Source organism: Mesorhizobium sp. USDA 4775 (assembly GCF_054062655.1).
On record NZ_JBSSFM010000001.1, the window covers coordinates 4093981 to 4115794 of the forward strand.

General features: G+C 61.8%; 23 protein-coding genes. 1 reads left to right on the forward strand and 22 read right to left on the reverse strand.

The window, feature by feature from the left end:
* Positions 1–55: 55 nt before the first annotated feature.
* From glpK to ACVILI_RS20160, 15 genes are all read right to left on the reverse strand, one after another.
* Positions 56–1549 carry a glycerol kinase GlpK gene (gene glpK, locus ACVILI_RS20090; RefSeq protein ID WP_038646929.1) on the reverse strand — a complete coding sequence of 498 codons (1494 nt, stop codon included), beginning with the start codon at positions 1547–1549 and terminating at the stop codon, positions 56–58.
* Between the two features lie 91 nt (positions 1550–1640).
* Positions 1641–3365, reverse strand: coding sequence for an ABC transporter substrate-binding protein (locus ACVILI_RS20095; protein ID WP_019858260.1), 1725 nt, complete (start codon positions 3363–3365; stop codon positions 1641–1643).
* 79 nt (positions 3366–3444) lie between these two features.
* Positions 3445–3732, reverse strand: coding sequence for a DUF2160 domain-containing protein (locus tag ACVILI_RS20100; protein ID WP_038652733.1), 288 nt, complete (start codon positions 3730–3732; stop codon positions 3445–3447).
* A gap of 2 nt (positions 3733–3734) precedes the next feature.
* Positions 3735–4616 carry a carbohydrate ABC transporter permease gene (locus tag ACVILI_RS20105; RefSeq protein WP_394811856.1) on the reverse strand — a complete coding sequence of 294 codons (882 nt, stop codon included), beginning with the start codon at positions 4614–4616 and terminating at the stop codon, positions 3735–3737.
* A 37-nt stretch (positions 4617–4653) separates the two neighbouring features.
* Positions 4654–5520, reverse strand: a complete 867-nt coding sequence (locus tag ACVILI_RS20110; protein ID WP_019858264.1) for a carbohydrate ABC transporter permease — start codon at positions 5518–5520, stop codon at positions 4654–4656.
* The gene (locus ACVILI_RS20115; RefSeq protein ID WP_038646932.1) at positions 5521–6585 is read right to left on the reverse strand and encodes an ABC transporter ATP-binding protein; all 1065 of its coding nucleotides are present in this window, start codon (positions 6583–6585) and stop codon (positions 5521–5523) included. It lies immediately after the preceding gene.
* A 10-nt stretch (positions 6586–6595) separates the two neighbouring features.
* On the reverse strand, positions 6596–7675 hold the full coding sequence (locus tag ACVILI_RS20120) for an ABC transporter ATP-binding protein (protein WP_038646934.1): 1080 nt from the start codon (positions 7673–7675) through the stop codon (positions 6596–6598).
* 42 nt (positions 7676–7717) lie between these two features.
* Positions 7718–9244 (reverse strand): glycerol-3-phosphate dehydrogenase, encoded by a 1527-nt coding sequence (gene glpD / locus ACVILI_RS20125; protein WP_019858268.1) that lies wholly within the window; start codon positions 9242–9244, stop codon positions 7718–7720.
* 127 nt (positions 9245–9371) lie between these two features.
* Positions 9372–10139 carry a DeoR/GlpR family DNA-binding transcription regulator gene (locus ACVILI_RS20130; RefSeq protein ID WP_010909603.1) on the reverse strand — a complete coding sequence of 256 codons (768 nt, stop codon included), beginning with the start codon at positions 10137–10139 and terminating at the stop codon, positions 9372–9374.
* 126 nt (positions 10140–10265) lie between these two features.
* Positions 10266–11678, reverse strand: coding sequence for a pyridoxal phosphate-dependent decarboxylase family protein (locus ACVILI_RS20135; RefSeq protein WP_038646936.1), 1413 nt, complete (start codon positions 11676–11678; stop codon positions 10266–10268).
* 208 nt (positions 11679–11886) lie between these two features.
* The gene (locus ACVILI_RS20140; protein ID WP_019858273.1) at positions 11887–12618 is read right to left on the reverse strand and encodes a peptidase; all 732 of its coding nucleotides are present in this window, start codon (positions 12616–12618) and stop codon (positions 11887–11889) included.
* A gap of 31 nt (positions 12619–12649) precedes the next feature.
* Positions 12650–13441 (reverse strand): transglutaminase family protein, encoded by a 792-nt coding sequence (locus ACVILI_RS20145; protein ID WP_019858274.1) that lies wholly within the window; start codon positions 13439–13441, stop codon positions 12650–12652.
* Positions 13442–13448: 7 nt separating this feature from the next.
* The gene (locus ACVILI_RS20150; RefSeq protein ID WP_038646939.1) at positions 13449–14390 is read right to left on the reverse strand and encodes an alpha-E domain-containing protein; all 942 of its coding nucleotides are present in this window, start codon (positions 14388–14390) and stop codon (positions 13449–13451) included.
* A gap of 133 nt (positions 14391–14523) precedes the next feature.
* Positions 14524–15936: a circularly permuted type 2 ATP-grasp protein gene (locus ACVILI_RS20155; RefSeq protein WP_032933458.1), complete on the reverse strand. Its 1413-nt coding sequence runs from the start codon at positions 15934–15936 to the stop codon at positions 14524–14526.
* A gap of 170 nt (positions 15937–16106) precedes the next feature.
* The gene (locus tag ACVILI_RS20160) at positions 16107–16343 is read right to left on the reverse strand and encodes an Lrp/AsnC family transcriptional regulator (RefSeq protein ID WP_010909609.1); all 237 of its coding nucleotides are present in this window, start codon (positions 16341–16343) and stop codon (positions 16107–16109) included.
* A 253-nt stretch (positions 16344–16596) separates the two neighbouring features.
* On the opposite strand from ACVILI_RS20160, the gene ACVILI_RS20165 reads away from it, so the two are divergent.
* The gene (locus tag ACVILI_RS20165; RefSeq protein ID WP_027046864.1) at positions 16597–17016 is read left to right on the forward strand and encodes a DUF4864 domain-containing protein; all 420 of its coding nucleotides are present in this window, start codon (positions 16597–16599) and stop codon (positions 17014–17016) included.
* Between the two features lie 4 nt (positions 17017–17020).
* Here the strand turns inward: ACVILI_RS20165 and tgt are convergent, their stop codons facing one another.
* The 7 genes from tgt to coaD all read right to left on the reverse strand — a co-directional run bounded on the left by tgt (position 17021) and on the right by coaD (position 21599).
* Entirely contained in the window at positions 17021–18151 is a 1131-nt protein-coding gene (gene tgt / locus ACVILI_RS20170) for a tRNA guanosine(34) transglycosylase Tgt (RefSeq protein WP_240565009.1), read from the reverse strand.
* Positions 18144–18413: a hypothetical protein gene (locus tag ACVILI_RS20175; RefSeq protein ID WP_010909612.1), complete on the reverse strand. Its 270-nt coding sequence runs from the start codon at positions 18411–18413 to the stop codon at positions 18144–18146. Before ACVILI_RS20175 ends, tgt begins: the two co-directional genes overlap by 8 nt.
* Positions 18406–19491 (reverse strand): tRNA preQ1(34) S-adenosylmethionine ribosyltransferase-isomerase QueA, encoded by a 1086-nt coding sequence (queA, locus tag ACVILI_RS20180; protein ID WP_038646941.1) that lies wholly within the window; start codon positions 19489–19491, stop codon positions 18406–18408. The genes ACVILI_RS20175 and queA overlap by 8 nt, the downstream gene beginning before the upstream one ends.
* Complete coding sequence (locus ACVILI_RS20185) at positions 19491–19940, reverse strand: DMT family transporter (RefSeq protein WP_019858280.1); 450 nt, start codon at positions 19938–19940, stop codon at positions 19491–19493. The genes queA and ACVILI_RS20185 overlap by 1 nt, the downstream gene beginning before the upstream one ends.
* A 12-nt stretch (positions 19941–19952) precedes the next feature.
* Complete coding sequence (locus ACVILI_RS20190; RefSeq protein WP_019858281.1) at positions 19953–20465, reverse strand: peptidylprolyl isomerase; 513 nt, start codon at positions 20463–20465, stop codon at positions 19953–19955.
* 28 nt (positions 20466–20493) lie between these two features.
* Positions 20494–20988: a peptidylprolyl isomerase gene (locus ACVILI_RS20195; RefSeq protein WP_010909616.1), complete on the reverse strand. Its 495-nt coding sequence runs from the start codon at positions 20986–20988 to the stop codon at positions 20494–20496.
* A gap of 110 nt (positions 20989–21098) precedes the next feature.
* Positions 21099–21599, reverse strand: a complete 501-nt coding sequence (coaD, locus tag ACVILI_RS20200) for a pantetheine-phosphate adenylyltransferase (protein ID WP_019858283.1) — start codon at positions 21597–21599, stop codon at positions 21099–21101.
* Between the last annotated feature and the right edge of the window lie 215 nt (positions 21600–21814).

Below are 21814 nucleotides of genomic sequence, written 5' to 3' on the forward strand. Positions count from 1 at the left end.
CAGGATACCAGTCTGGCTGCATGTCCCCCACCTCAGGTCCGTTCTGTGGAGACAGTTATGACACGCTCAGCGTCCTGCGCACAGCATCGCGCCAGCCTGCCAGCTTGGCGGATCGTGTAGCGATATCCATCTCCGGCTTGAACCGCCGCTCGAGCGCCCAGCTCTTGGCGAATTCCTTCGCCTTGGGCCAGACACCAGCCTTCGAGCCGGCAAGCCAGGCTGCGCCCAGCGCGGTCGTCTCGAGGATGGTCGGGCGGTCGACCGGCGCGTCGAGTATGTCGGCCAGCCGCTGCATGGTCCAGTCCGACGCGACCATGCCGCCATCGACCCTGAGCACCGTTTTGGCAGAAGTGCCCTTCCAGTCCTTGCGCATGGCGTCGAGCAGGTCGCGGGTCTGATAGGCGACGGCCTCCAGGGCGGCGCGCGCGAACTCCGCAGGCCCGGAATTGCGGGTCAGCCCGAAAATCGCGCCGCGCGCCTCGGCGTCCCAATGCGGCGCGCCGAGACCGACAAAGGCCGGCACCAGATAGACGTTTTGCGTCGGGTCGGCTTCATCAGCCAGTTTGCCGCTTTGCTCGGCCTTGCCGATCACCTTGATGCCGTCGCGCAACCATTGCACGGCAGCGCCGGCGATGAAGATCGAGCCCTCCAGCGCATAGGTGGTCTTGCCATTCAGCCGATAGGCGATTGTAGTCAAGAGCCGGTTCTTCGAACGCACCAGATCGCCCCCGGTGTTGAGCAGCGCGAAGCAGCCGGTGCCATAGGTGGATTTCATCATGCCCGGCTCGAAGCAGGCCTGGCCGATGGTCGCGGCGTGCTGATCGCCGGCAACGCCGAGGATCCTTATCTCGGCGCCAAACAGATTTTTCTCGGTCACTCCATAATCATCGGCGCAGTCCTTGACCTCCGGCAGCATTTTCACTGGAATGTTGAGAATGGCCAAAAGCTCGTCGTCCCAGGCATTTTCCGCGATGTTGTAGACCAGCGTGCGCGAGGCGTTGGTGGCGTCGGTGGCGTGGGCCTTGCCGCCGGTCAGCCGCCAGATCAGAAAACTGTCGATGGTACCGGCCAGCAATTCGCCTTTCTCTGCGCGTTTCCTGGCGCCCTTCACCTTGTCGAGCATCCAGGCGATCTTGGTGCCCGAGAAATAAGGATCGAGCAGCAGACCGGTCTTGTGCGTGAACTTCTTCTCCAGTCCCTGCTTCTTCAGTTTCTGGCAGAGCGGCGCGGTGCGGCGGTCCTGCCAGACGATGGCGTTGTGGATCGGCTTGCCGGTCGCCCTGTCCCAGATGACGACGGTCTCACGCTGGTTGGTGATGCCGATGGCCGCGACATCGGATGCTTCGCGGCCAGCATTCTTCAGCGCAGCCTTCACGGTCGTCACGACGCTTGCCCAGATCTCTTCCGGGTCGTGCTCGACCCAGCCGGAGGCCGGATAGTGCTGGCCGAATTCCTGCTGGCCTGTGCCTGCAACCTTCATCTTGTCGTCGAACAGGATCGCCCGGGTCGATGTCGTTCCCTGGTCGATTGCGAGCACAAAACCGCTCATTGCATCCTCCGCCTTCACACAAAACAGGGGAGACGGCAACATGCCGCCTCCCCCAATTTCACACGGGCGCGAGCGCCCGCATAGGGCAGTCTTACTTCTGCCAGCTCTTCACCAGTTCGTCGTAGTTGATGGTGATCGGCTTGTCCTTCTCCTTCTCGAGCTTCAGCTGAGGCGCCAGATTGCCGCCCTTGACCGCGTCGGCGTTCCAGTAGGCAAGGTCATGCTCTTCGGCCATCTTCGGGCCGATGTCGCCCTGGACACCGGATTTCTCGATACGTGCCATGACTTTTTCCTGATCGGCGCAGAGCGAATCCATGGCTTCCTGCGGTGTCTTGGCACCAGACGAGGCGTCACCGATGTTCTGCCACCAGAGCTGCGCCAGCTTCGGATAGTCCGGCACGTTGGTACCGGTCGGCGTCCACTGCACACGGGCCGGCGAGCGATAGAACTCGATCAGACCACCGAGCTTCGGCGCACGTTCGGTGAAGCTCTTGTCATGGATGGTGGAGTCGCGAATGAAGGTCAGGCCAACCTGGCTCTTCTTCACATCGACGGTCTTCGAGGTGACGAACTGCGCATAAAGCCAGGCGGCCTTGGCGCGGTCGGTCGGCGTCGACTTCATCAGCGTCCAGGAACCGACGTCCTGATAGCCGAGCTTCATGCCGTCCTTCCAGTAGGAGCCGTGCGGAGACGGCGCCATGCGCCACTTCGGCGTGCCGTCGTCGTTCATGACCGGCAGGCCAGGCTTGACCATGTCGGCGGTGAACGCGGTGTACCAGAAGATCTGCTGGGCAACATTGCCTTGCGACGGCACGGGGCCGGATTCGGAGAAGGTCATGCCCTGGGCTTCCGGCGGCGCATAGGCTTTCAGCCAATCAAGATACTTCTGGATGGCATAGACCGATGCCGGTCCATTGGTGTCGCCGCCGCGCGCGGTGCAGGAGCCGACAGGCCGCGAATTCGCATCGACCTTGATGCCCCATTCGTCGACCGGCACACCGTTCGGCAGGCCCTTGTCGCCATTGCCGGCCATCGACAGCCAGGCATCGGTGAACCGCCAGCCGAGCGACGGATCCTTCTTGCCGTAGTCCATGTGGCCATAGACCTTCTTGCCGTTGACGTCGCGGCCAGTGAAGAATTCGGCGATGTCCTCATAGGCCGACCAGTTGACCGGCACGCCGAGATCGTAGCCGTACTTGGCCTTGAAGTCGGCCTTGTTCTTCTCGTCGTTGAACCAGTCGTAACGGAACCAGTAGAGGTTCGCGAACTGCTGGTCGGGCAGCTGGTAGAGCTTCTTGTCCGGCGCGGTGGTGAACTTCGTGCCGATGAAGTCGTCGACGTCGAGCATCGGATCGGTAACGTCTTTGCCTTCGCCCGCCATCCAGTCGGTCAAATTGCGCACCTGCTGGTAACGCCAGTGGGTGCCGATCAGGTCGGAATCGTTGACCCAGCCGTCATAGATGTTCTGGCCGGTCTGCATCTGGGTCTGGATCTTCTCGACGACGTCGCCTTCCTGGATGACGTCATGCGTGACCTTGATGCCGGTGATGGCGGTAAAGGCCGGTGCCAGCACCTGAGACTCGTACTGGTGGGTGGTCAAGGTTTCCGACACGACTTTGATTTCCATGCCGGCGAAGGGCTTGGCCGCGTCGATGAACCACTGCATTTGCTTTTCCTGGTCGGCGCGGGAAAGCGTCGACACGCCGCCTATCTCTTTGTCCAGAAAGGCTTTTGCCTCATCCATCCCGGCGTAGGCATTGCCCGCGCCGAGCAACAGGACAAGGGCCGTCGTTGATGTTAAAAATTGCCGTCGCATGTGTTTCCTCCACTGTTTCAGGTTTCAAGTGCGATCTGGAGCGGTCGCCGGCACGCGGCCGCTCCAACAGTTTCCCCCTCTATACGTAGCGGAACACGCCAATGGCGTAGACCACGGAGAGAGCGAGAGCCCACCACAGGTTGGATCCAACGAGACCCAGCCAAGCGAGATGAATAAAGGCGCTGCCAAGCAGCGACAGGAAAAGACGATCGCCGCGCGTCGTCTCGAAGCGCAGGATGCCGACGCGGGGATTGCCGCCCGGCGAGGCGTATTCCCACGCCGCCATGCCGCACAGCAACAGCAGGACGGTCGCGAAGAAGGCCGCCGTCGGCCACGTCCACGCCATCCAGGAGAGGTCCAGGTTCATGATCACACCCTCCCCAGGGCAAAGCCCTTGGCGATATAATTTCGCACGAACCAGATGACGAGCGCGCCGGGGATCAACGTCAGCACGCCGGCGGCGGCGAGCAGGCCCCAATCCATGCCCGCGGCCGAAACGGTGCGCGTCATGGTGGCGGCGATCGGCTTGGCGTCGGTGGTGGTCAGCGTGCGTGCGATCAGCAATTCGACCCAAGAGAACATGAAGCAGAAGAAGCAGGCGACGCCGATGCCGCTCGCGATCAGCGGCATGAAGATCTTTACGAAGAAGCGCGGGAAGGAATAGCCGTCGATATAGGCGGTCTCGTCGATTTCCTTCGGCACGCCCGACATGAAGCCCTCGAGGATCCACACCGCCAAGGGCACGTTGAACAAGCAATGCGCCAGCGCCACAGCGATATGCGTGTCGATCAGCCCGAAGGCCGAGTAGAGTTGGAAGAACGGCAGTGCGAACACCGCCGGCGGCGCCATGCGGTTGGTCAGCAGCCAGAAGAACAGATGTTTGTCGCCAAGGAAGCGGTAGCGCGAGAAGGCATAGGCCGCCGGCAGCGCCACCGATACCGAAATCACCATGTTCATGACCACATAGGTGATCGAATTGATGTAGCCGGAGTACCAGGCCTTCTCGGTGAAGATGGTGACGTAATTGGCGATTGTCGGCGCGTGCGGGTAGAGCGTCATCGAGTTGACGATCTCGGCATTGGTCTTGAAGCTCATATTGATGAGCCAGTAGATCGGCAGCAAAAGTACGATGATGTAGAGCGTCGGCACGATCCACCACCAGCGCGATTCCTCGCCGCGCCGGCGCATGCGCCTGTCGAGATCGCTCTGCGACAGCGTACCGGCGAGACTTTCCGAGGCAGTCCCGTTCATCGCATTGCGCTCGGTTCGTTCATTGGCGCCAGCCATTTCAGCGCTCCGCGTCGTAGTTGGTCATCACGGTGTAGAACACCCACGACAACAACAGGATGATGAGGAAGTAGACGAGCGACATGGCCGCTGCCGGACCAAGGTCGAACTGGCCGAGGGCCGTCTTGACGAGGTCGATCGACAGGAAGGTCGTCGAGTTGCCCGGCCCGCCGCCGGTGACGACGAAGGGTTCGGTGTAGATCATGAAACTGTCCATGAAGCGCAGCAGCACGGCGATCAGAAGCACGCGCTGCATCTTCGGCAGCTGGATGTAGCGGAACACCGCCCAGCGCGAGGCCCCGTCGATCTTGGCCGCCTGGTAGAAGGCATCCGGGATCGAGACCAGTCCGGCGTAGCAGAGCAGCACCACGAGGCTGGTCCAGTGCCAGACATCCATGACGATGATCGTCACCCAGGCATCGAACGGATCCTGCACGTAATTGTAGTCGATGCCGAGCGCGTTGAGGTAATAGCCCATCAGCCCGATGTCGTTGCGTCCGAACACCTGCCAGATGGTGCCGACGACGTTCCACGGAATCAGCAGCGGCAGTGACATCAGCACAAGGCAGACCGGCACGCCCCAGCCCTTCTTCGGCATGTTGAGCGCGATGAAGATGCCGAGCGGCACCTCGATCGCCAGGATGATGAAGGAAAAGATCAGGTTGCGGACCATCGCCTCCCAGAAGCGGCTGGACGACAGCAGTTCCTCGAACCACTCGGTGCCGGCCCAGGTGAAGACATTGTTGCCGAACGTGTCCTGCACCGAATAGTTGACCACCGTCATCAGCGGGATGACGGCGGTGAAGGCCACCAGCACCAGCACCGGCAGCACGAGGAACCAGGCCTTGTTGTTCCAGGTCTTGTCCATCTATGCCCCCATCTCGACACGCCAGGAATCGGCATAGATGTTGATGCCGGCCGGATCGAACCACACCTTCGGTTCGGCTGGCACGGTCTCGTCCTCGCCGATGACGGCAGCGATGTCGCGCCCCTCCAGCTTGGCGCGAACCACCTTGTGGCGGCCGAGATCCTCGACCTTGCTGATCGAGACGGCCATGCCGTCGCGGCCGAGCCGCACATATTCGGGGCGGATGCCGAGTTCGACAGCGCCGGCGGCTTTGGGCGCGCCCGGCAGGTCGATCCGCTGCGAGCCGAGCGTCGCCGTCTTGCCGTCGATCGCCACCGGCATGACGTTCATGCCCGGCGAGCCGATGAAATAGCCGACAAAGGTATGGCGCGGCCGCTCGAACAGTTCCGCCGGCGTGCCGATCTGCACGATGCCGCCATCATACATGACGACGACCTGGTCGGCGAAGGTCAGCGCCTCCGTCTGGTCGTGGGTGACGTAGACCATGGTATAGCCGAAGCGGCGATGCAGCTGCTTCAATTGCGAGCGCAGCACCCACTTCATATGCGGGTCGATGACGGTCAATGGCTCGTCGAACAGGATGGCGTTGACGTCGGAGCGCACCAGGCCGCGGCCGAGCGAGATTTTCTGCTTCTGGTCGGCAGTCAGGCCCCTCGCCTTCTTCCTGGCCCAGGACGCCAGATCGATCATCTCCAGCGTCTCGCGCACCTTGCGGTCGACATCGGCCTCCGGCACGCCGCGGTTGCGCAGCGGGAAGGCCAGATTGTCGTAGACGGTCATGGTGTCGTAGATGACCGGAAACTGGAACACCTGCGCGATGTTGCGTTCCTGCGTCGACAGATTGGTCACGTCCCTGCCGTTGAACAGCAACTGGCCGTGCGAGGGGTGCAGCAGGCCCGAAATGATGTTGAGCAGCGTGGTCTTGCCGCAGCCGGATGGACCGAGCAGCGCATAGGCGCCGCCATCCTCGAATGTGTGGTGCACTTCCCTGAGCGCGAAATCAGCATCCTTCTGCGGGTTCGGCAGGTAGGAATGCCTGACATGGTTGACGTCGATGCGCGCCATATCGCCCTCCTCAAGCCGCCAGCTTCGGCGCGGTCACGGCGCGGCCGTGCTCGTCGAAGACCATGATGTGACGCGGATCGATGAACACCTCGACCACTTCGTCGGTCTCGAAATCCCTGATGCCGTGGGTCAGCATGACCCAGCGCACGTCGGCAAAATCGAGATGGATGAAGCTCTCCGACCCGGTGATTTCCGTGATGGTGACCTTGGCCCGCACAGGCACCGCGCCGGCGTTGGGCCGTTCGAGCGACAGATGGTGCGGTTGGAAGCCGATCGTGTAGTTGCCGTCGGCGATGCCGACGAGTTCGGGCGGCACCGGCAGCTTCACCCCGCCTTCGAGCAGGAAGTCGGCGCCCTTCTTGGCCAGCACGATGGTGTTGAGCGGCGGATCGGCGAAGGTCCTGGCCGTCACCAGGTCGACCGGCTTGCGGAAGACGTCGATGGTCGGTCCGAACTGCGTGATGCGGCCTTCCGACAGCGTTGCCGTATTGCCGCCGAGCAGCAGCGCCTCGTGCGGTTCGGTCGTGGCGTAGACGAAGATGGTGCCGGCGGCGGCGAAGATCCTCGGCAGTTCGGCCCGCAACTCCTCGCGCAATTTGTAGTCGAGATTGGCGAGCGGCTCGTCGAGCAGCACCAGGCTGGCATTCTTGACGATGGCGCGCGCCAGTGCGGTGCGCTGCTGCTGGCCGCCCGACAGGCTGAGCGGCGTGCGGTCGAGATAGGGCGTCAGCTTCAGCAGCGCCGCGGCCTCGCGCACCTGGCTGTCGATCTTGCCTTGCTCCCCGCCGGCCACCCGGAGCGGCGAGGCGATGTTCTCGTAGACCGTCATCGCCGGATAGTTGATGAACTGCTGGTAGACCATGGCGATCTTGCGCTTTTGCACCGCCACACCGGTGACATCCTGGCCATCGAACCAGACCGAGCCGGAGGTCGGCACATCGAGACCTGCCATCAGCCGCATCAGGCTGGTCTTGCCGGAAAGTGTCGGCCCGAGCAGGACGTTGAGCGAGCCATGCTGAAGCGTCAGCGACACATCGCGTACGTGCTCGACCGCACCGACCGCCTTGGTGACGTTCCTCAGTTCAAGCATGACGCCTCCTCCCAGGCTTTCCGCATCAGCTCAAGACCCTCTTCATTCGGCGGCCGCGACATGCCGCCGGCTTATGCCGCGCATGAATTCATCGAGTGCCGCCACCTGCTCGCGGTTGAGATGCAGGCCGCGCTTGGTGCGGCGCCACAGTACATCCTCTGATGTGACGGCCCATTCATTTTCAACGAGATAGCGCACTTCGGCCTCATAGAGATCGCCGCCGAAATTGCGGCCTAGCTCGGCATTCGACTTGGCAAGACCAAGCAGACGCTGAGCCCGCGTCCCGTAAAGCCGGGTCAGCCGGCGGGCGAGACGCGCATCGAGGAAAGGATAGGCTGTCTTAAGCTTCGCCACTTGCGCGTCGAACCCGGTCGCCGGGAAGTCGCCGCCCGGCAACGGCGCGTCCGATGTCCACGGCTTGCCGCGCTTGCCGAGAAAACCTTCGATCTTCTCCAGCATCGATTCCGACAGCCGGCGGTAGGTGGTGATCTTGCCGCCGAACGCATTGACGATCGGAGCTGCACCCTCGCCGCCATCGGCCTTCAGCACATAGTCGCGCGTCGCTTCCTGCGCCTTGGAGGCGCCGTCGTCATAGAGGGGGCGCACGGCCGAATAGGTCCAGACGATGTCGGAGCGCTTGACGGGTTGCGCGAAATACTCGCTGGCCGCGGCGCAGAGATAATCGATCTCGGTGTCGCTGATCTTCACATCGTGCGGATCGCCGGGATAATCCCGGTCGGTGGTGCCGATCAGCGTGAACTCGTCCTCGTAGGGAATGGCGAAAATGATGCGGCCATCCTTGTTCTGGAAGAAATAGGCGCGCGGATCGTCGAACTTCTTGGCGATGACGATATGGCTGCCCTGCACCAGGCGGACATTGTGCACATCGTTGAGGCCGACGACACCGGAAAGCACATGATCGACCCACGGTCCGGCGGCATTGACCAGCAGCCGCGCCTTGATCTCTTCCGTCTCGCCGCTCTGCAGGTTCTCGATCTTGATTGTCCAAAGGCCGTTTTCGCGACGCGCGCCGACCACCTTCGTGCGGGTCCGGATCGTTGCACCGCGATCAGCGGCATCGCGTGCGTTGAGCGCCACCAGCCGCGCATCGTTGACCCAGCCGTCGGAATATTCGAACGCCTTTTTGAACAACGGCTTCAAAGGCTTGCCCGCCGGATCGCTCGCCATGTCGAGCGTCCTGGTCGCCGGCAGCAATTTGCGCCCGCCAATGTGGTCGTACAGGAACAGGCCGAGCCTGATCAGCCAGGCCGGGCGCAGCCCCTTGGCATAGGGCAGCACAAAGCGCATCGGCCAGATGATGTGCGGCGCGTTCTTCCACAGAACCTCGCGCTCCATCAGCGCCTCGCGCACCAGGCGGAACTCGTAGAATTCGAGATAGCGCAGGCCGCCATGGATCAGCTTGGTGGAACCGGAGGAGGTTCCGCTGGCGAGGTCGTTCATCTCGGCGAGAAAAACCGAAAACCCGCGCCCAACGGCATCGCGGGCTATGCCGCAACCGTTGATACCGCCACCTATGACGAAAATATCCCGGACTGAAGACGTGTCCACTTAACTCCTCCACGATTTCGCATTGCACCATTTTTGGTCTTTTGCGAAACCGTGGCGGAATTATTTCGAACTCATAACGAATGTCAAACGAAATATAACAAACCCGTGAGACGATCGTGAAAGGGCCTCACCCCAGCGACGTCTCGATCAGCTGAACCTCGGCCTCCTGGCAGATCTTGCGCACCGAGGGGATGTCGCAGCGGTCGGTGATGAAGGTGTTGACCTGCGACAGGTGACCGATACGCACCGGCGCCGTGCGCTCGAACTTGGTCTGGTCGGAGACCAGAATCACATGCCTGGCATTGGCAATGATCGCCTGCGCCACCTTCACCTCGCGAAAATCGAAGTCGAGCAAGGCGCCGTCATGGTCGATGGCCGAGGCGCCGATAACGGCGTAGTCGACCTTGAACTGCCTGATGAAATCGACCGCTGCCTCGCCGACGACGCCACCATCGGAACCGCGCACCACCCCGCCGGCAATCACCACCTCGATCGAAGGATATATACGCATCCTATTGGCAACATTGATATTATTGGTGATCACCATCAGGCCGTTGTGGTCGAGCAACGCCTTGCTGACCGCTTCCGTCGTGGTGCCGATGTTGATGAACAGCGAGGCGTTGTCGGGGATCAGCCTTGCCGCCGCGCGGCCGATCGCCTCCTTCTCGTCCGCGGCGATCTTGCGCCTCGCCTCATACTCCATGTTCTCGATACCGGACGGGAACAATGCGCCGCCATGGATGCGCGAAAGCAGACGTTGGTCGCAGAGATCGTTGAGATCCTTGCGAATGGTCTGCGGCGTCACGTTGAAATGCGTGGCCAGATCGTCGACCAGCACGCGGCCATGGTCCTTGGCCATCTGGATGATCTCGGCATGGCGTGGCGACAGATACATGGGCGACCTCCCGTTTTCGTTTTTCTTGTCTATAGCCGAAAACGAAAGCAATGAAAAGGCATAAGCCGGCTAATGGAAATCACCTGATTGCAAAGGCGAACTCCAGCGCAATCCAGTATTGGCCGGTCAGACCATGCCGCGCGCGATTTCGGTGATGACGGCAAAAGCCGCATCGACATCGCTAGCGGTCGCCTCGAACTGGCCGACCTGGAAGCGGATTGCCACCTGCCCGTCGACCCTCGTCTGCGTCAGGTAAATGCGGCCATCGTCGTTGATCGCATTGACCAGCCGCAGATTGTGCGCGTCGGCATCGGCGCTCGGGGGCGCCCTGTGCCGGAACGAAAACAGCGACAGCATCGGTTCGCTGACGATCTCGAAATCCGGCTCCCTTGCCAGCCGCGCTGCAAGGCCCTCGCTCCAGGCGACATGGTTGCGGATCATGGCGCGCAGGTTTTCCAGCCCGTGGGCGCGCAGCAGGAACCAAAGTTTCAGGGCGCGGAAGCGCCGGCCGAGCGGCACCGACCATTCGGAATAGTTGATGATGCCGTCACGGCCATGCGTCTTCAGGAATTCGGGCTTGATCGCCAGGGTGCGAACAAGATCCTCCGGCTGGCGGATGAACTGCATCGAGCAATCGAATTGCGCGCCGAGCCATTTATGCGGATTGAAGACGATGGAATCGGCCAGTTCGACACCGGCCCAGAAATGGCGAAATTCGGGGCAGATCATCGCCGATCCGGCCCAGGCGGCGTCGACATGCAGATAGAGCCCGTGGCGTTTGGCCACCGCGGCGACAGCAGCGACATCGTCGGTGCCGCCCGTGCTGGTACCGCCAACGCTGGCGATGATGCCGGCGGGCAGCATGCCGGCCTCGCGATCGGCGACAATCGCCGCCTCGAGTGCTGCCGCATCCATGGCGCGAAAGCGGCCATCGACGGGAATGCGCACAAGATTGTCTTCGCCGATGCCCGACACCCAGATCGCCCGGTCGATCGACGTGTGCACCTGATCCGAGGAATAGATGCGCAGCCGCCCCTGCCCGGCCAACCCCTTTTTGTTGCCTTGCCAGTCCAGCGCCCGCTCGCGCATGGTCAGCACGGCATTGAGTGTCGCCGACGAGGCCGAATCCTGGATGACGCCGGAAAATCCTTCGGGAAGGCCAAGTGCCTGGCGCATCCAGTCGACGGTGCGGGTCTCGAGTTCGGTCGCCGCCGGCGAGGTCTGCCAAAGCATGCACTGCGCGGCCATTGCGGAGACGAGATACTCAGCCACCACCGAAACCGGCGCCGCATTGGCCGGGAAATAGGCGAAGAAGCGTGGGTGCTGCCAATGCGTCATGCCCGGCACGATCTTCTCTTCGAAGTCGGCGAAGATCCTGTCCATCGGCTCGGCGTCTTCGGGCGGCGAGGCTTCAATGCTCCTGAAAGTGTCGCCCGTCTCGACCAGCGGCCGCACCGGCCGGTCGCGCAATGAATTGCGATAATCGGCGCCCCAGTCGGCGGCACGCCGCGACCACTGCCGGAACTCGTCATTGTTCATCCTGTCCTCCCCGACATGAATGCAATGCCGGCACTCTTCGCCCGGCTCTCAGATTCATCAATAATTAACATGTGAAATAGATGCAAGCGCCGGCAGCTACCGCAAGCGCCCTAAAGCGCATCGCTTGATCGGATCCAAGCGATGCGCTTTAGATCCTTGTTCTTGTGCATGTCGTTCCCCCGAAACCGGGACTTTTGGGCGACATACATCACCCCGGAAAATCCGGCAGGCTGGCAAAGGCGCTCTTCAGCGCATTCGACCAGCCATCGGAGATGGTGCGATAATATTGGTCGTCCTGGCCGATCCGCTTCTTCAGGCCGACCTTGAAGGAATCCTTCTCCAGGAACAGCAGGTCGAGCGGCAAGCCGACCGACAGGTTCGACTTGAGTGTCGAATCGAACGACACCAGAAGCAGCTTCACCGTCTCGGCAAGGCTCATCGTGCGCTCATAGGCGCGGATGATGATCGGCTTGCCGTACTTGGTCTCGCCGATCTGGAAGAACGGCGTGTCGTCGGTCGATTCGATGAAGTTGCCCTCGGGATAGATCATGAACAGCCGCGGCGGACTGCCCAGGATCTGGCCGCCCAGGATGAAGGAGGCGTTGAAATAAGAATCGGCCTTCTCGCCGGCGGGTGATGCCTGCGCGATCACCTCTTTCACCGTATCACCGACCAGCCGCACCGTCTGGTACATGGATGGCGTTTCGAGCAGTTTCTCGTGGCGGTCGGTCACCGCTTTGGTGCGCTCGTCAAGCAGGCTGACGACGGCCTGAGTCGTCGCCAGATTGCCGGCCGACATCAAGACGATGACGCGCTCGCCGGGCTGTTCCCAGACATGCATCTTCTTGAAGGTCGAGATCGAATCCATGCCGGCATTGGTGCGCGTGTCCGACATGAACACGAGCCCGCGATCGATCTTCAGGCCGACGCAATAGGTCATGGAATCTCTTCTGGCACTAATCCTTGCCGGATTACTGCTCTACCGTGACGGTGACCGCAAGCCGTTCTTGCGCCTGTCCCAGTCGAATTCCCGACACCGGTGAGGCGTCGCGGTAGTCGCGGCCGGTTGCCACCTTCACATAGCGTTCGTCGGGAGAAATACCGTTGGCGGGATCGAAGGCAACCCAGCCGAGACCCGGAACATGCGCTTCGGCCCAGGCATGGCTTGCCGCCTGCTCGACAGAATCCATCATCAGATAGCCAGAAACGTAGCGCGACGGAAATCCCATGGCGCGCGCGGCGGCGGCAAAGATATGGCTATGGTCCTGGCAAACCCCGGTCTTCAGCGCCAGCGCCTCTTCGGCCGGTGTGGCCGCATTTGTGGTGCCTGGCGTGTAGGCGACGCGCTCGCCGATCATGGCCATCAGCCGGTGCAGCCTTTCGATGTCGGTTCCCGGGCCGACCGCTTCGGCTAGCTTACGGATGCCGCCACCGATGGTGGTCAAGGGCGTTTCCTGCGCGAACAGCCACAGCGGCGCAAAGCCCTGATGCGACCCGCAAACGCCTGACGTATCGCGCGTCACCACCTCGCCGGACGCCTCGACCGTGATGAAATCGTGGTCGCCCTCGACACTCAGCAGTCTTGTGTCGTTGCCGTAGTGATCGGTAAACCGCACTTCCTCGCGCGCTCCTTCGACCTTCAGCGACCAGGACAGCACCGTCTGCGTCTGCCCGCTCACCGGCAGCAGCCGCAGCCGCTGCAGCAGATATTGCACCGGCGCATCGTAGCGGTATTCGGTCCGGTGGGTGATCTTGAGCCTCATGGCTTCCTCAATAAAACCGGTAATCCTGCGCGATCTCGTCGCCGAGCCGGGTGTTGTCGCGAATGAACCCGGCAAGGAACTCATGCAGGCCTGCGTCGAATATATCCTTGATCGACCCGGCCCTCAGCATGGCTTGCGTTTTCTCCGCCGTCGCGTGGCAGGCATGACGTTCGCCGTAATCGTCGCCGAGGAACTTCAGGTGCTCGGACAAGAAGCGGTAGCAGAAGGTCAGCGAACGCGGCATGCGCACGTTGAGGATCAGGTAGTCGGCGATGTTGGTCGGCTTGTAGTCCGCATCATAGACCCAGCGGTAGGAACGATGCGCCGACACCGAGCGCAGGATCGATTCCCATTGATAATTGTCGAGTGTCGAGCCGACCCAGGAGATCGACGGCAACAGCACGTAGTACTTCACGTCGAGGATGCGCGCCGTGTTGTCGGCGCGCTCGACATAGGTGCCGAGCTGCGAGAAGTCGAAAATCTCGTTGCGCAGCATGGTGCCGTAGAACGAGCCGCGGATCAGCGCCGTCTCGCGCTTGATGGCATCGAGCACGCTTGGCAGGTCGCGCTCGTCGATTGGCCTCGCCAGCATCCGCTTTAGTGACATCCAGGCTTCGTTGATGCTTTCCCAAGTCTCGCGCGTCAGTGCCGTGCGCACCATGCGGGCATTGTTGCGGGCCGTTTCGATCGACGACATGGTGCTCGACGGATTCGAGGTGTCGCGCAAAAGGAAATCAGCGACATCGGCGGCCGTATAGTCCGAATACTTCTGCTTGAAGGCGACGTCGGAGCCGGCGCTGAGCAGCACGGAATTCCATTCCTCCGACGCGCTTTGCGTGCGGGTCAGCGCCATGCGCAGGCCGGCATCGACCAGCCGCGCCATGTTTTCGGCCCGCTCGATATAGCGGTTCATCCAGTAGAGCCCGTTGGCGGTGCGGCCGAGAAGCATGGGGAGGCCCTTCGGGTTAGTGAGTAGGGAATAGTGAGTAGTCCGTAGTAAATAGTTGAATTTCAATGAAATATGGCATGCGCTTCCCTCGACAGCTGACTACTCACTACTGACTATTCCCTACTCACTCACTTCAATCATCCAACACCCAGGTATCTTTCGTTCCGCCGCCCTGCGACGAGTTCACGACCAGAGAGCCTTCCTTCAAAGCCACGCGCGTCAGGCCGCCGGGCACGATCTGGATGCGGTCGGAAACCAGCACGTAGGGCCTGAGGTCAACGTGGCGCGGCGCCAGTCCCTTGTCGGTCAAGATCGGGCAAGTCGACAGCGCCAGTGTCGGTTGGGCGATATAGTTCGAAGGCTTCGCCGCCAGTTTCTTGGCGAAGGCCTCGCACTCTTTCTTGGTCGCCGCCGGTCCGACCAGCATGCCGTAGCCGCCGGAGCCGTGCACTTCCTTGATCACCAGTTCGTGGATGTGCTCGAGCACATATTTCAGGCTGTCCGGCTCCGAACAGCGCCAGGTCGGGATGTTGCCGAGGATCGCCTTGCGGCCGGTGTAGAATTCGACGATCTCGGGCATGTAGGAATAGATCGCCTTGTCGTCGGCGATACCGGTTCCCGGCGCATTGGCGATGGTGATGTTGCCGGCGCGATAGACATCCATGATGCCGGGTATGCCGAGGGCCGAATCCGGCCGGAAGGTCAGCGGGTCCAGGAAGGAATCGTCGACGCGGCGGTAGAGCACGTCGATCTGCTTGTAGCCCTCGGTCGTGCGCATCGCGACATGGCCGTCGACGACCCGGAGATCCTGGCCCTCGACCAGTTGCACGCCCATCTGGTCGGCAAGGAAGGCATGCTCGAAATAGGCGGAATTGAAACTGCCCGGCGTCAGCACGGCAATGGTCGGCGCGCCCTTGGTGCTTTGCGGCCGAACCGCCGCCAGCGACTGGCGCAGCAGTTGCGGGTAGTTCTCCACCGGCCGTACCTTGATCTTCTGGAACAGCTCGGGGAACAGCTGCATCATCGTCTCGCGGTTCTCCAGCATGTAGGAGACACCGGACGGGGTGCGCGCATTGTCCTCCAGCACGTAGAACTCGTCCTCGCTGATGCGCACGATATCGACGCCGATGATGTGGGTGTAGACGCCGGCTGGCGGCCGCACCCCGATCATCTCCGGCAAGAACGCCTCGTTCTTGGCGATGAGGTCCCGGGGAACGCGGCCGGCACGCAGGATCTCCTGGCGATGGTAAATGTCGTCGAGGAAGGCGTTCAGCGCCTGCACGCGCTGCTCGATGCCTTGCGTCAGGCGCCGCCACTCGTTGCCTGAAATGATGCGTGGAACGATGTCGAAGGGGATCAGCCGCTCGGAGGCCTCCTGCTCGCCATAGACGGCGAAGGTGATGCCGGTCTTGCGGAAGACGCGTTCGGCGTCCTGCATCTTCTCGGTAAGTCTGGCTGGATCCTGCTCCTTCAGCCAGCGATCATAAGCCGAATACGGTCTTCTCAATCCGGAAACTTCCGGAAGCATTTCATCGAACGCTGCCAATCGCATACTCCCCTGTGACGCCATTTCACTGGCGTCGCCGAATAAAATCAAGCGCAATCGGTGATTTGGGAGATGCGGACGATCAGTATGTTGCAGCTGCCTAAAATTGAGGCAGTCGAAATACGACCTTGATCAGGCTTTGCCTCGTGCCCGGGCAAATGCATTTCCGGCTAGAAGGCGCGGAAGGTGACGACCGTAAACGTGTCCTTGATGCCGGGGAGAATCTGCACCTTCTCGTTGACGAAATGGCCGACGTCTTCCTCGTCATCGACATAGAATTTGGCGAGCAGGTCGTAATTGCCGGCGGTGGAATAGATTTCCGAAGCGATCTCGGCATCGGCAAGCGCGCTGGCAACCTCATAGGATTTGCCCAACTCGCATTTGATCTGCACGAAAAACGCCTTCATGGCTTCGTCCCGCTAAACGTCCAAGTCCAAGCGGCCCTTCTGGCAGACTGGAGGCGGCCTTTCAAGCACTGGAATCCGCACTTAGCCGGCGCGGCCCCTGGCCACGGCCTCGCGCAGCTCCGCAACAGGCATGACATTCCGGTCGCGAATATTCGCAATCGGTGAAACCGGGATGCACCACCAAGCGTATGTTATCGTGCGTGTTCGGACATCATTTTTGAGGGATCATTCCGAGGGACAACGGAGACAGGCCATGCGCCGCGCTTTTTTCGCATTCGCAGTCATTCCATTCCTCTTCATATCCTCGGCCTTTGCCGGCGATGCCGAAATCAAGGCAGGCCAGGCCGTCATCGACGGTCAGTTGAAGGCGCTGCTGGCCGATGACGGCGCCAAGGCCTACAGCTTTGCCGCCCCGAACGTGAAGCAGGTGTTCCCGACCGTCGATGCCTTCATGAACATGGTGACCAATGGCTACCCGCCGGTGCGCAAGCCACAGTCCTATGCCTTCGGCAAGGTCGAGCAGACAGGTCCGGGCTCGATTATCCAGCAGGTGCTGATCGTCGGACCCGACGGCAAGGATTACGAGGCGGTCTATACGCTGCAGCAGCAGCCCGACGGCACGTTCCAGATCACCGGCTGCAGCCTGCGCGCATCCAACTCGCTAAGCACCTGAGGTTCTACAGGACCGGTATATCGCCTCTCGCCCAGCCCTCTGATATCTCGGCTCCACGCGCCTCGAAGCTGCCGGTCTCGATCGCGGCGCGAATGTCCTGCATCAGCTTCTGATAGTAGGACAGGTTGTTCCAGGTGAGCAGCATAGCGCCCAGCGCCTCCTGCGAGCGCACCAGATGGTGCAGATAGGCGCGCGAATAATCGCGCGCCGCGGGACAATCGCTTTCCTCGTCCAGCGGGCGCGGGTCGTCGGCATGGCGAGCGTTGCGCAGATTGACCTTGCCGCGCCTGGTGTAGGCCAGGCCGTGCCGGCCGGCTCGCGTCGGCATCACGCAGTCGAACATATCGATGCCGCGCGCCACCGATTTCAGGATATCGTCAGGCGTGCCGACACCCATGAGATAGCGTGGCTTGTCCGCGGGCAGTTCGGGACAGGTGATGTCGAGCATTTCGAGCATCACCGCTTGCGGCTCGCCGACCGCCAGGCCGCCAACCGCATAGCCCTTCAAGCCCATCGCGCTCAGCGCCTGCGCCGAACGCACTCGAAGTGCTGCATTGTCACCGCCCTGCACGATGCCGAACATCGCCTTGCCCGGCTGGTCACCGAATGCCGTCTTGCAGCGCTCGGCCCAGCGCAGCGACAGTTCCATGGCGCGCTCGATCTCCTTCAGCTCGGCCGGCAGTGCCGTGCATTCGTCGAGTTGCATCTGGATGTCGGAATCGAGCAGGCCCTGGATCTCGATCGAGCGCTCCGGCGACATTTCGTAGGGCGCGCCATCGATATGCGAGCGGAAGGTGACACCCTTTTCGGTCAGTTTCCTGAGCTTCGACAGCGACATCACCTGGAAACCGCCGCTGTCGGTCAGGATCGGATGCGGCCAGCGGGCGAATTCATGCAATCCGCCAAGCCGCGCGACACGCTCGGCGCCGGGCCGCAGCATCAGGTGATAGGTGTTGCCCAGGATGATGTCGGCGCCGACGCCACGCACCTGGTCCATATACATGGTCTTGACGGTGCCGCCGGTGCCGACCGGCATGAAGGCGGGCGTGCGGATTTCGCCGCGCGGCATGTCGATGACACCGCGCCGCGCCTTGCCGTCGATGGCAAGGACCTTGAAGCTGAACGGCTTAGCCATTGAATTCCTTGTCGTGGATCGGCGCGTCAGGCGCCTGTCTGTCGAGCGACTGCCGATATTGGATGCAGCCGCGCATGAATTTGGGCCAGGGCGGAACGGCGATCGACGGCTCGGTCTTTTCAGGCAGCAGATCCCACAGATCGGGGTGATGCCAGCAGAGATCATGGCCTGACGTGTCGCGATGCGCGCGAATGCCGGCGCGCAGTTTCTTCACCTCGGCAATCAGGGCATCGCGATCAAGGGTCTGCAGGTCATCATCCATCGCTCATCTCCGCTCGATACAGCAGGCTTGCGTCTCCATAGGAGTAAAACCTGTAGCGGTTCGCGATGGCATGCGCATAGGCGGCGCGCATCGTATCGAGGCCGCTGAAGGCCGAAACCAACATGAACAGCGTCGAGCGCGGCAAGTGGAAATTGGTCATCAGCATGTCGGCGGTGCGAAAGCGATAGCCGGGCGTGATGAAGATGTCGGTCGGACCCGACCACGCAGGCACCGTATCGTCCTCGCGCGCCGCACTCTCCAGCAGGCGTAGCGAGGTCGTGCCGACGGCGATGATGCGCCCGCCCCTCGCCTTGGCCGCGTTCAGCGCATTGGCTGTTTCCCGGCTGACCGAACCGATCTCGGCATGCATCTTGTGGTCGGCGGTATCGTCGGCCTTGACCGGCAGGAACGTCCCGGCGCCGACATGCAAGGTCACGAAGTGGCGCTCGACGCCTTTGGCGTCAAGAGCCGCAAAAAGCTCCGGCGTGAAATGCAGGCCGGCGGTGGGCGCGGCAACCGCTCCTTCCTCCCTTGCATAAATCGTCTGGTAGTCGGCACGGTCGCGCTCGTCATCATCACGCTTCGAGGCGATGTAGGGCGGCAGCGGAATGTGGCCGACGGTATGCAGCGCCTCGTCGAGGAACGGCCCCGACAGGTCGAAGCCAAGCAAGGCCTCGCCGCCCTCGCCCTTCTCGATCACCGTGGCATCGAGTTGACCGAGGAAGCAGGAATTGCCGTCATGGCCGAAATGGATGCGGTCGCCGGCGGCAATGCGCTTACCCGGCCGCATGAAGGCGAGCCACCGGTCCGGCGCCACGCGCATATGCAGCGTGGCCTCGACTTGCGCCTGTGCATCGCCGCGCCGCCTTATGCCTTTGAGCTGCGCCGGAATGACCTTGGTGTCGTTGAACACCAGCACGTCGCCGGCTCTGAGCAGGGATGGCAGGTGGCCGACTGTGCGGTCATCAAGCGCCTCCCCCGGTCTGACCACGAGCATCTTGGCGCTGTCGCGTGGCTCGGTGGGGCGAAGCGCGATACGCTCCTCCGGCAGGTCGAAGTCGAAGAGATCAACGCGCATCAGTAGAGCCGGATAAGCAGCGCTCCGGCCAAGAGCAGCACCGCGCCGGCGACACGGCCGAGCGAAATTTCACGCACCGCGACACCGAGGAAGCCGATTCGGTCGATGAGCATGCCGGCGAGCAACTGGCCGGCCACCAGGAACGCCATCAGCGCAGCGGCGCCGATGCGCGGCGTCAGGATTGTGGAGAGAGTGACATAGAAGCCGCCGAGCATGCCGCCGACAACGAACAGCCAGGGCGCCGGCGCCTTCCAGTCGAGCGAAATGCTTTGTAGCTTCATCACCGTAACGGCGATGATGCCGAGCACGATCGCGCCAGACAGAAACGAGAATGCAGCCGCCGCGACCGGGAGACCCAGGCCGCGCGCCAGCTGCGAATTGATCGGTGCCTGAATGGCAATGAAGGCGCCGGACAGGATGCCGAGAAGCGACCAGACGACGCCCATCATTGTCGTTTCGCCTTACTTGACGTCGGCCGCGACCTTCAGCGACACGATCTTGTCGGGATCGACGACCGGCTCGCCGCGCTTGATCTTGTCGACATTGTCCATGCCTTCGATGACCTGGCCCCAGACCGTGTACTGGCGGTTGAGGAAGGCGGCATCGTCGAAGCAGATGAAGAACTGCGAATTGGCCGAGTTCGGGTTCTGTGAACGGGCCATCGAGCAGGTGCCGCGGCCGTGGTTGGCGTTGGAGAACTCAGCCTTCAGGTCCGGCTTGTCCGAGCCGCCCATGCCCGCGCGCGACGGCGCGAAGGTGGGCTTCGAGGAATTGCCGAACTTCACGTCGCCGGTCTGCGCCATGAAGCCATCGATGACGCGGTGGAAAACCACGCCGTCATAGGCGCCTTCCCTGGCCAGTTCCTTGATGCGGGAGACATGGCCGGGGGCCAGATCGGGGAAAAGTTCGATGACGACCTTGCCCTTGGTCGTTTCCATGATGAGCGCGTTCTCGCGGTCCTTGATTTCGGCCATGTCAGATATCCTTTTGAGAAAACAGAAATTACTTGTCGGCGGCGATGCGCACCTTGATCATCCGGTCGGGGTCGGAGACCGTACCATTGTCCGCCTCGTCACCCTTCTTGATGTGGTCCACCAGTTCCATGCCGCTGACGACATTGCCGACGATGGTGTACTGGCCGTCGAGCGGCGGCGCCGGCGCGAACATGATGAAGAATTGCGAATTGGCGGAGTTCGGATCTTGCGAGCGGGCCATGCCGACCACGCCGCGCTTATAATGCTCGGTCTGCGAGAATTCGGCCGGCAGGTCAGGCAGGTCCGAACCGCCGGTGCCGACGGCCTGGGAGTTGAACCCCTTCTTCATGTTGCCGAACTTGACGTCGCCGGTCTGCGCCATGAAGCCGTCGATGACGCGGTGGAAAGCGACATTGTCATAGGCATGGTCACGCACGAGCTTCTTGATCTGCGCGACATGCTTGGGCGCCAGATCGGGCCGCAACGCGATGGTCACGTCGCCGTCCTTCAGCGTGATGATCATGGTGTTTTCGGGATCGGCGGCATAGGCCGAGACCGAGGCGGTCACAAGACCGGCAAGCACGACGAGGAACGAGGCGAGCCTTTTGAGCTGCATGAGGATTTTCTCCGGGCTTATTTCGCGAATTTTGCGGTGAGCGCGCCAGCAACAGCCGCCGGCACGAAGGGGCGTATGTCGCCGCCCATCGAGGCTATCTGGCGCACAAGTGTGGCGGTAATGGTGCGCACGGACGGGCTGGCGGGCAGAAAAACCGTCTGCAGCTCGGGCGCCATGGTTTCGTTCATGCCGGCCATCTGCATTTCGTAGTCAAGATCGGTGCCGTCGCGCAGGCCGCGGATCATGATCGAGGCGCCCTGCTTCCTGGCGGCCTCGATCACCAGCCCGTCGAAGGCAACGACCTTGATGCGAGCGCCATCGCGGCCGAATTCGGCCTTCGTGGCGGCTTCGATGAGTTGCACCCGCTCCTCGAAGGAAAACAATGGCTTCTTGCCAGGATGAATGCCGATCGCGGCATAGACGATGTCGGCCACGGCCAGCGACGCCTTCAGCACATCGAGATGGCCGTTGGTCAGCGGGTCGAAGGAGCCTGCGTAAAGTGCGGTGCGTTCAGTCATGGCAGGTGCTTCTAATGCATGATCCCAAAAAGTGGAAACCGGTTTTTGGAAAAGATCATGCTCAAATGAAAGCTAGAGCCTGTTCCATCTTCAGTCCACCAAGATGGAGCAGGCTCTAGCGAGCCTCTCTCGCAAAGGCAAATCCGATCGGCGCGGAACCCATGAACCTTTTCCAGCACATGAACGACAGATGAACACGCTGATCACGAAGCCTT

Excerpts from the sequence above, each read along its gene's own strand:
- glpK (WP_038646929.1), bottom strand. The coding sequence starts at position 1,549 with ATGAGCGGTTTTGTGCTCGCAATCGACCAGGGAACGACATCGACCCGG.
- ACVILI_RS20095 (WP_019858260.1), bottom strand. The coding sequence starts at position 3,365 with ATGCGACGGCAATTTTTAACATCAACGACGGCCCTTGTCCTGTTGCTC.
- ACVILI_RS20100 (WP_038652733.1), bottom strand. The coding sequence starts at position 3,732 with ATGAACCTGGACCTCTCCTGGATGGCGTGGACGTGGCCGACGGCGGCC.
- ACVILI_RS20105 (WP_394811856.1), bottom strand. The coding sequence starts at position 4,616 with ATGAACGGGACTGCCTCGGAAAGTCTCGCCGGTACGCTGTCGCAGAGC.
- ACVILI_RS20110 (WP_019858264.1), bottom strand. The coding sequence starts at position 5,520 with ATGGACAAGACCTGGAACAACAAGGCCTGGTTCCTCGTGCTGCCGGTG.
- ACVILI_RS20115 (WP_038646932.1), bottom strand. The coding sequence starts at position 6,585 with ATGGCGCGCATCGACGTCAACCATGTCAGGCATTCCTACCTGCCGAAC.
- ACVILI_RS20120 (WP_038646934.1), bottom strand. The coding sequence starts at position 7,675 with ATGCTTGAACTGAGGAACGTCACCAAGGCGGTCGGTGCGGTCGAGCAC.
- ACVILI_RS20130 (WP_010909603.1), bottom strand. The coding sequence starts at position 10,139 with ATGTATCTGTCGCCACGCCATGCCGAGATCATCCAGATGGCCAAGGAC.
- ACVILI_RS20135 (WP_038646936.1), bottom strand. The coding sequence starts at position 11,678 with ATGAACAATGACGAGTTCCGGCAGTGGTCGCGGCGTGCCGCCGACTGG.
- ACVILI_RS20140 (WP_019858273.1), bottom strand. The coding sequence starts at position 12,618 with ATGACCTATTGCGTCGGCCTGAAGATCGATCGCGGGCTCGTGTTCATG.
- ACVILI_RS20145 (WP_019858274.1), bottom strand. The coding sequence starts at position 13,441 with ATGAGGCTCAAGATCACCCACCGGACCGAATACCGCTACGATGCGCCG.
- ACVILI_RS20150 (WP_038646939.1), bottom strand. The coding sequence starts at position 14,390 with ATGCTTCTCGGCCGCACCGCCAACGGGCTCTACTGGATGAACCGCTAT.
- ACVILI_RS20160 (WP_010909609.1), bottom strand. The coding sequence starts at position 16,343 with ATGAAGGCGTTTTTCGTGCAGATCAAATGCGAGTTGGGCAAATCCTAT.
- ACVILI_RS20165 (WP_027046864.1), top strand. The coding sequence starts at position 16,597 with ATGCGCCGCGCTTTTTTCGCATTCGCAGTCATTCCATTCCTCTTCATA.
- tgt (WP_240565009.1), bottom strand. The coding sequence starts at position 18,151 with ATGGCTAAGCCGTTCAGCTTCAAGGTCCTTGCCATCGACGGCAAGGCG.
- ACVILI_RS20175 (WP_010909612.1), bottom strand. The coding sequence starts at position 18,413 with ATGGATGATGACCTGCAGACCCTTGATCGCGATGCCCTGATTGCCGAG.
- queA (WP_038646941.1), bottom strand. The coding sequence starts at position 19,491 with ATGCGCGTTGATCTCTTCGACTTCGACCTGCCGGAGGAGCGTATCGCG.
- ACVILI_RS20185 (WP_019858280.1), bottom strand. The coding sequence starts at position 19,940 with ATGATGGGCGTCGTCTGGTCGCTTCTCGGCATCCTGTCCGGCGCCTTC.
- ACVILI_RS20190 (WP_019858281.1), bottom strand. The coding sequence starts at position 20,465 with ATGGCCGAAATCAAGGACCGCGAGAACGCGCTCATCATGGAAACGACC.
- ACVILI_RS20195 (WP_010909616.1), bottom strand. The coding sequence starts at position 20,988 with ATGATCATCACGCTGAAGGACGGCGACGTGACCATCGCGTTGCGGCCC.
- coaD (WP_019858283.1), bottom strand. The coding sequence starts at position 21,599 with ATGACTGAACGCACCGCACTTTACGCAGGCTCCTTCGACCCGCTGACC.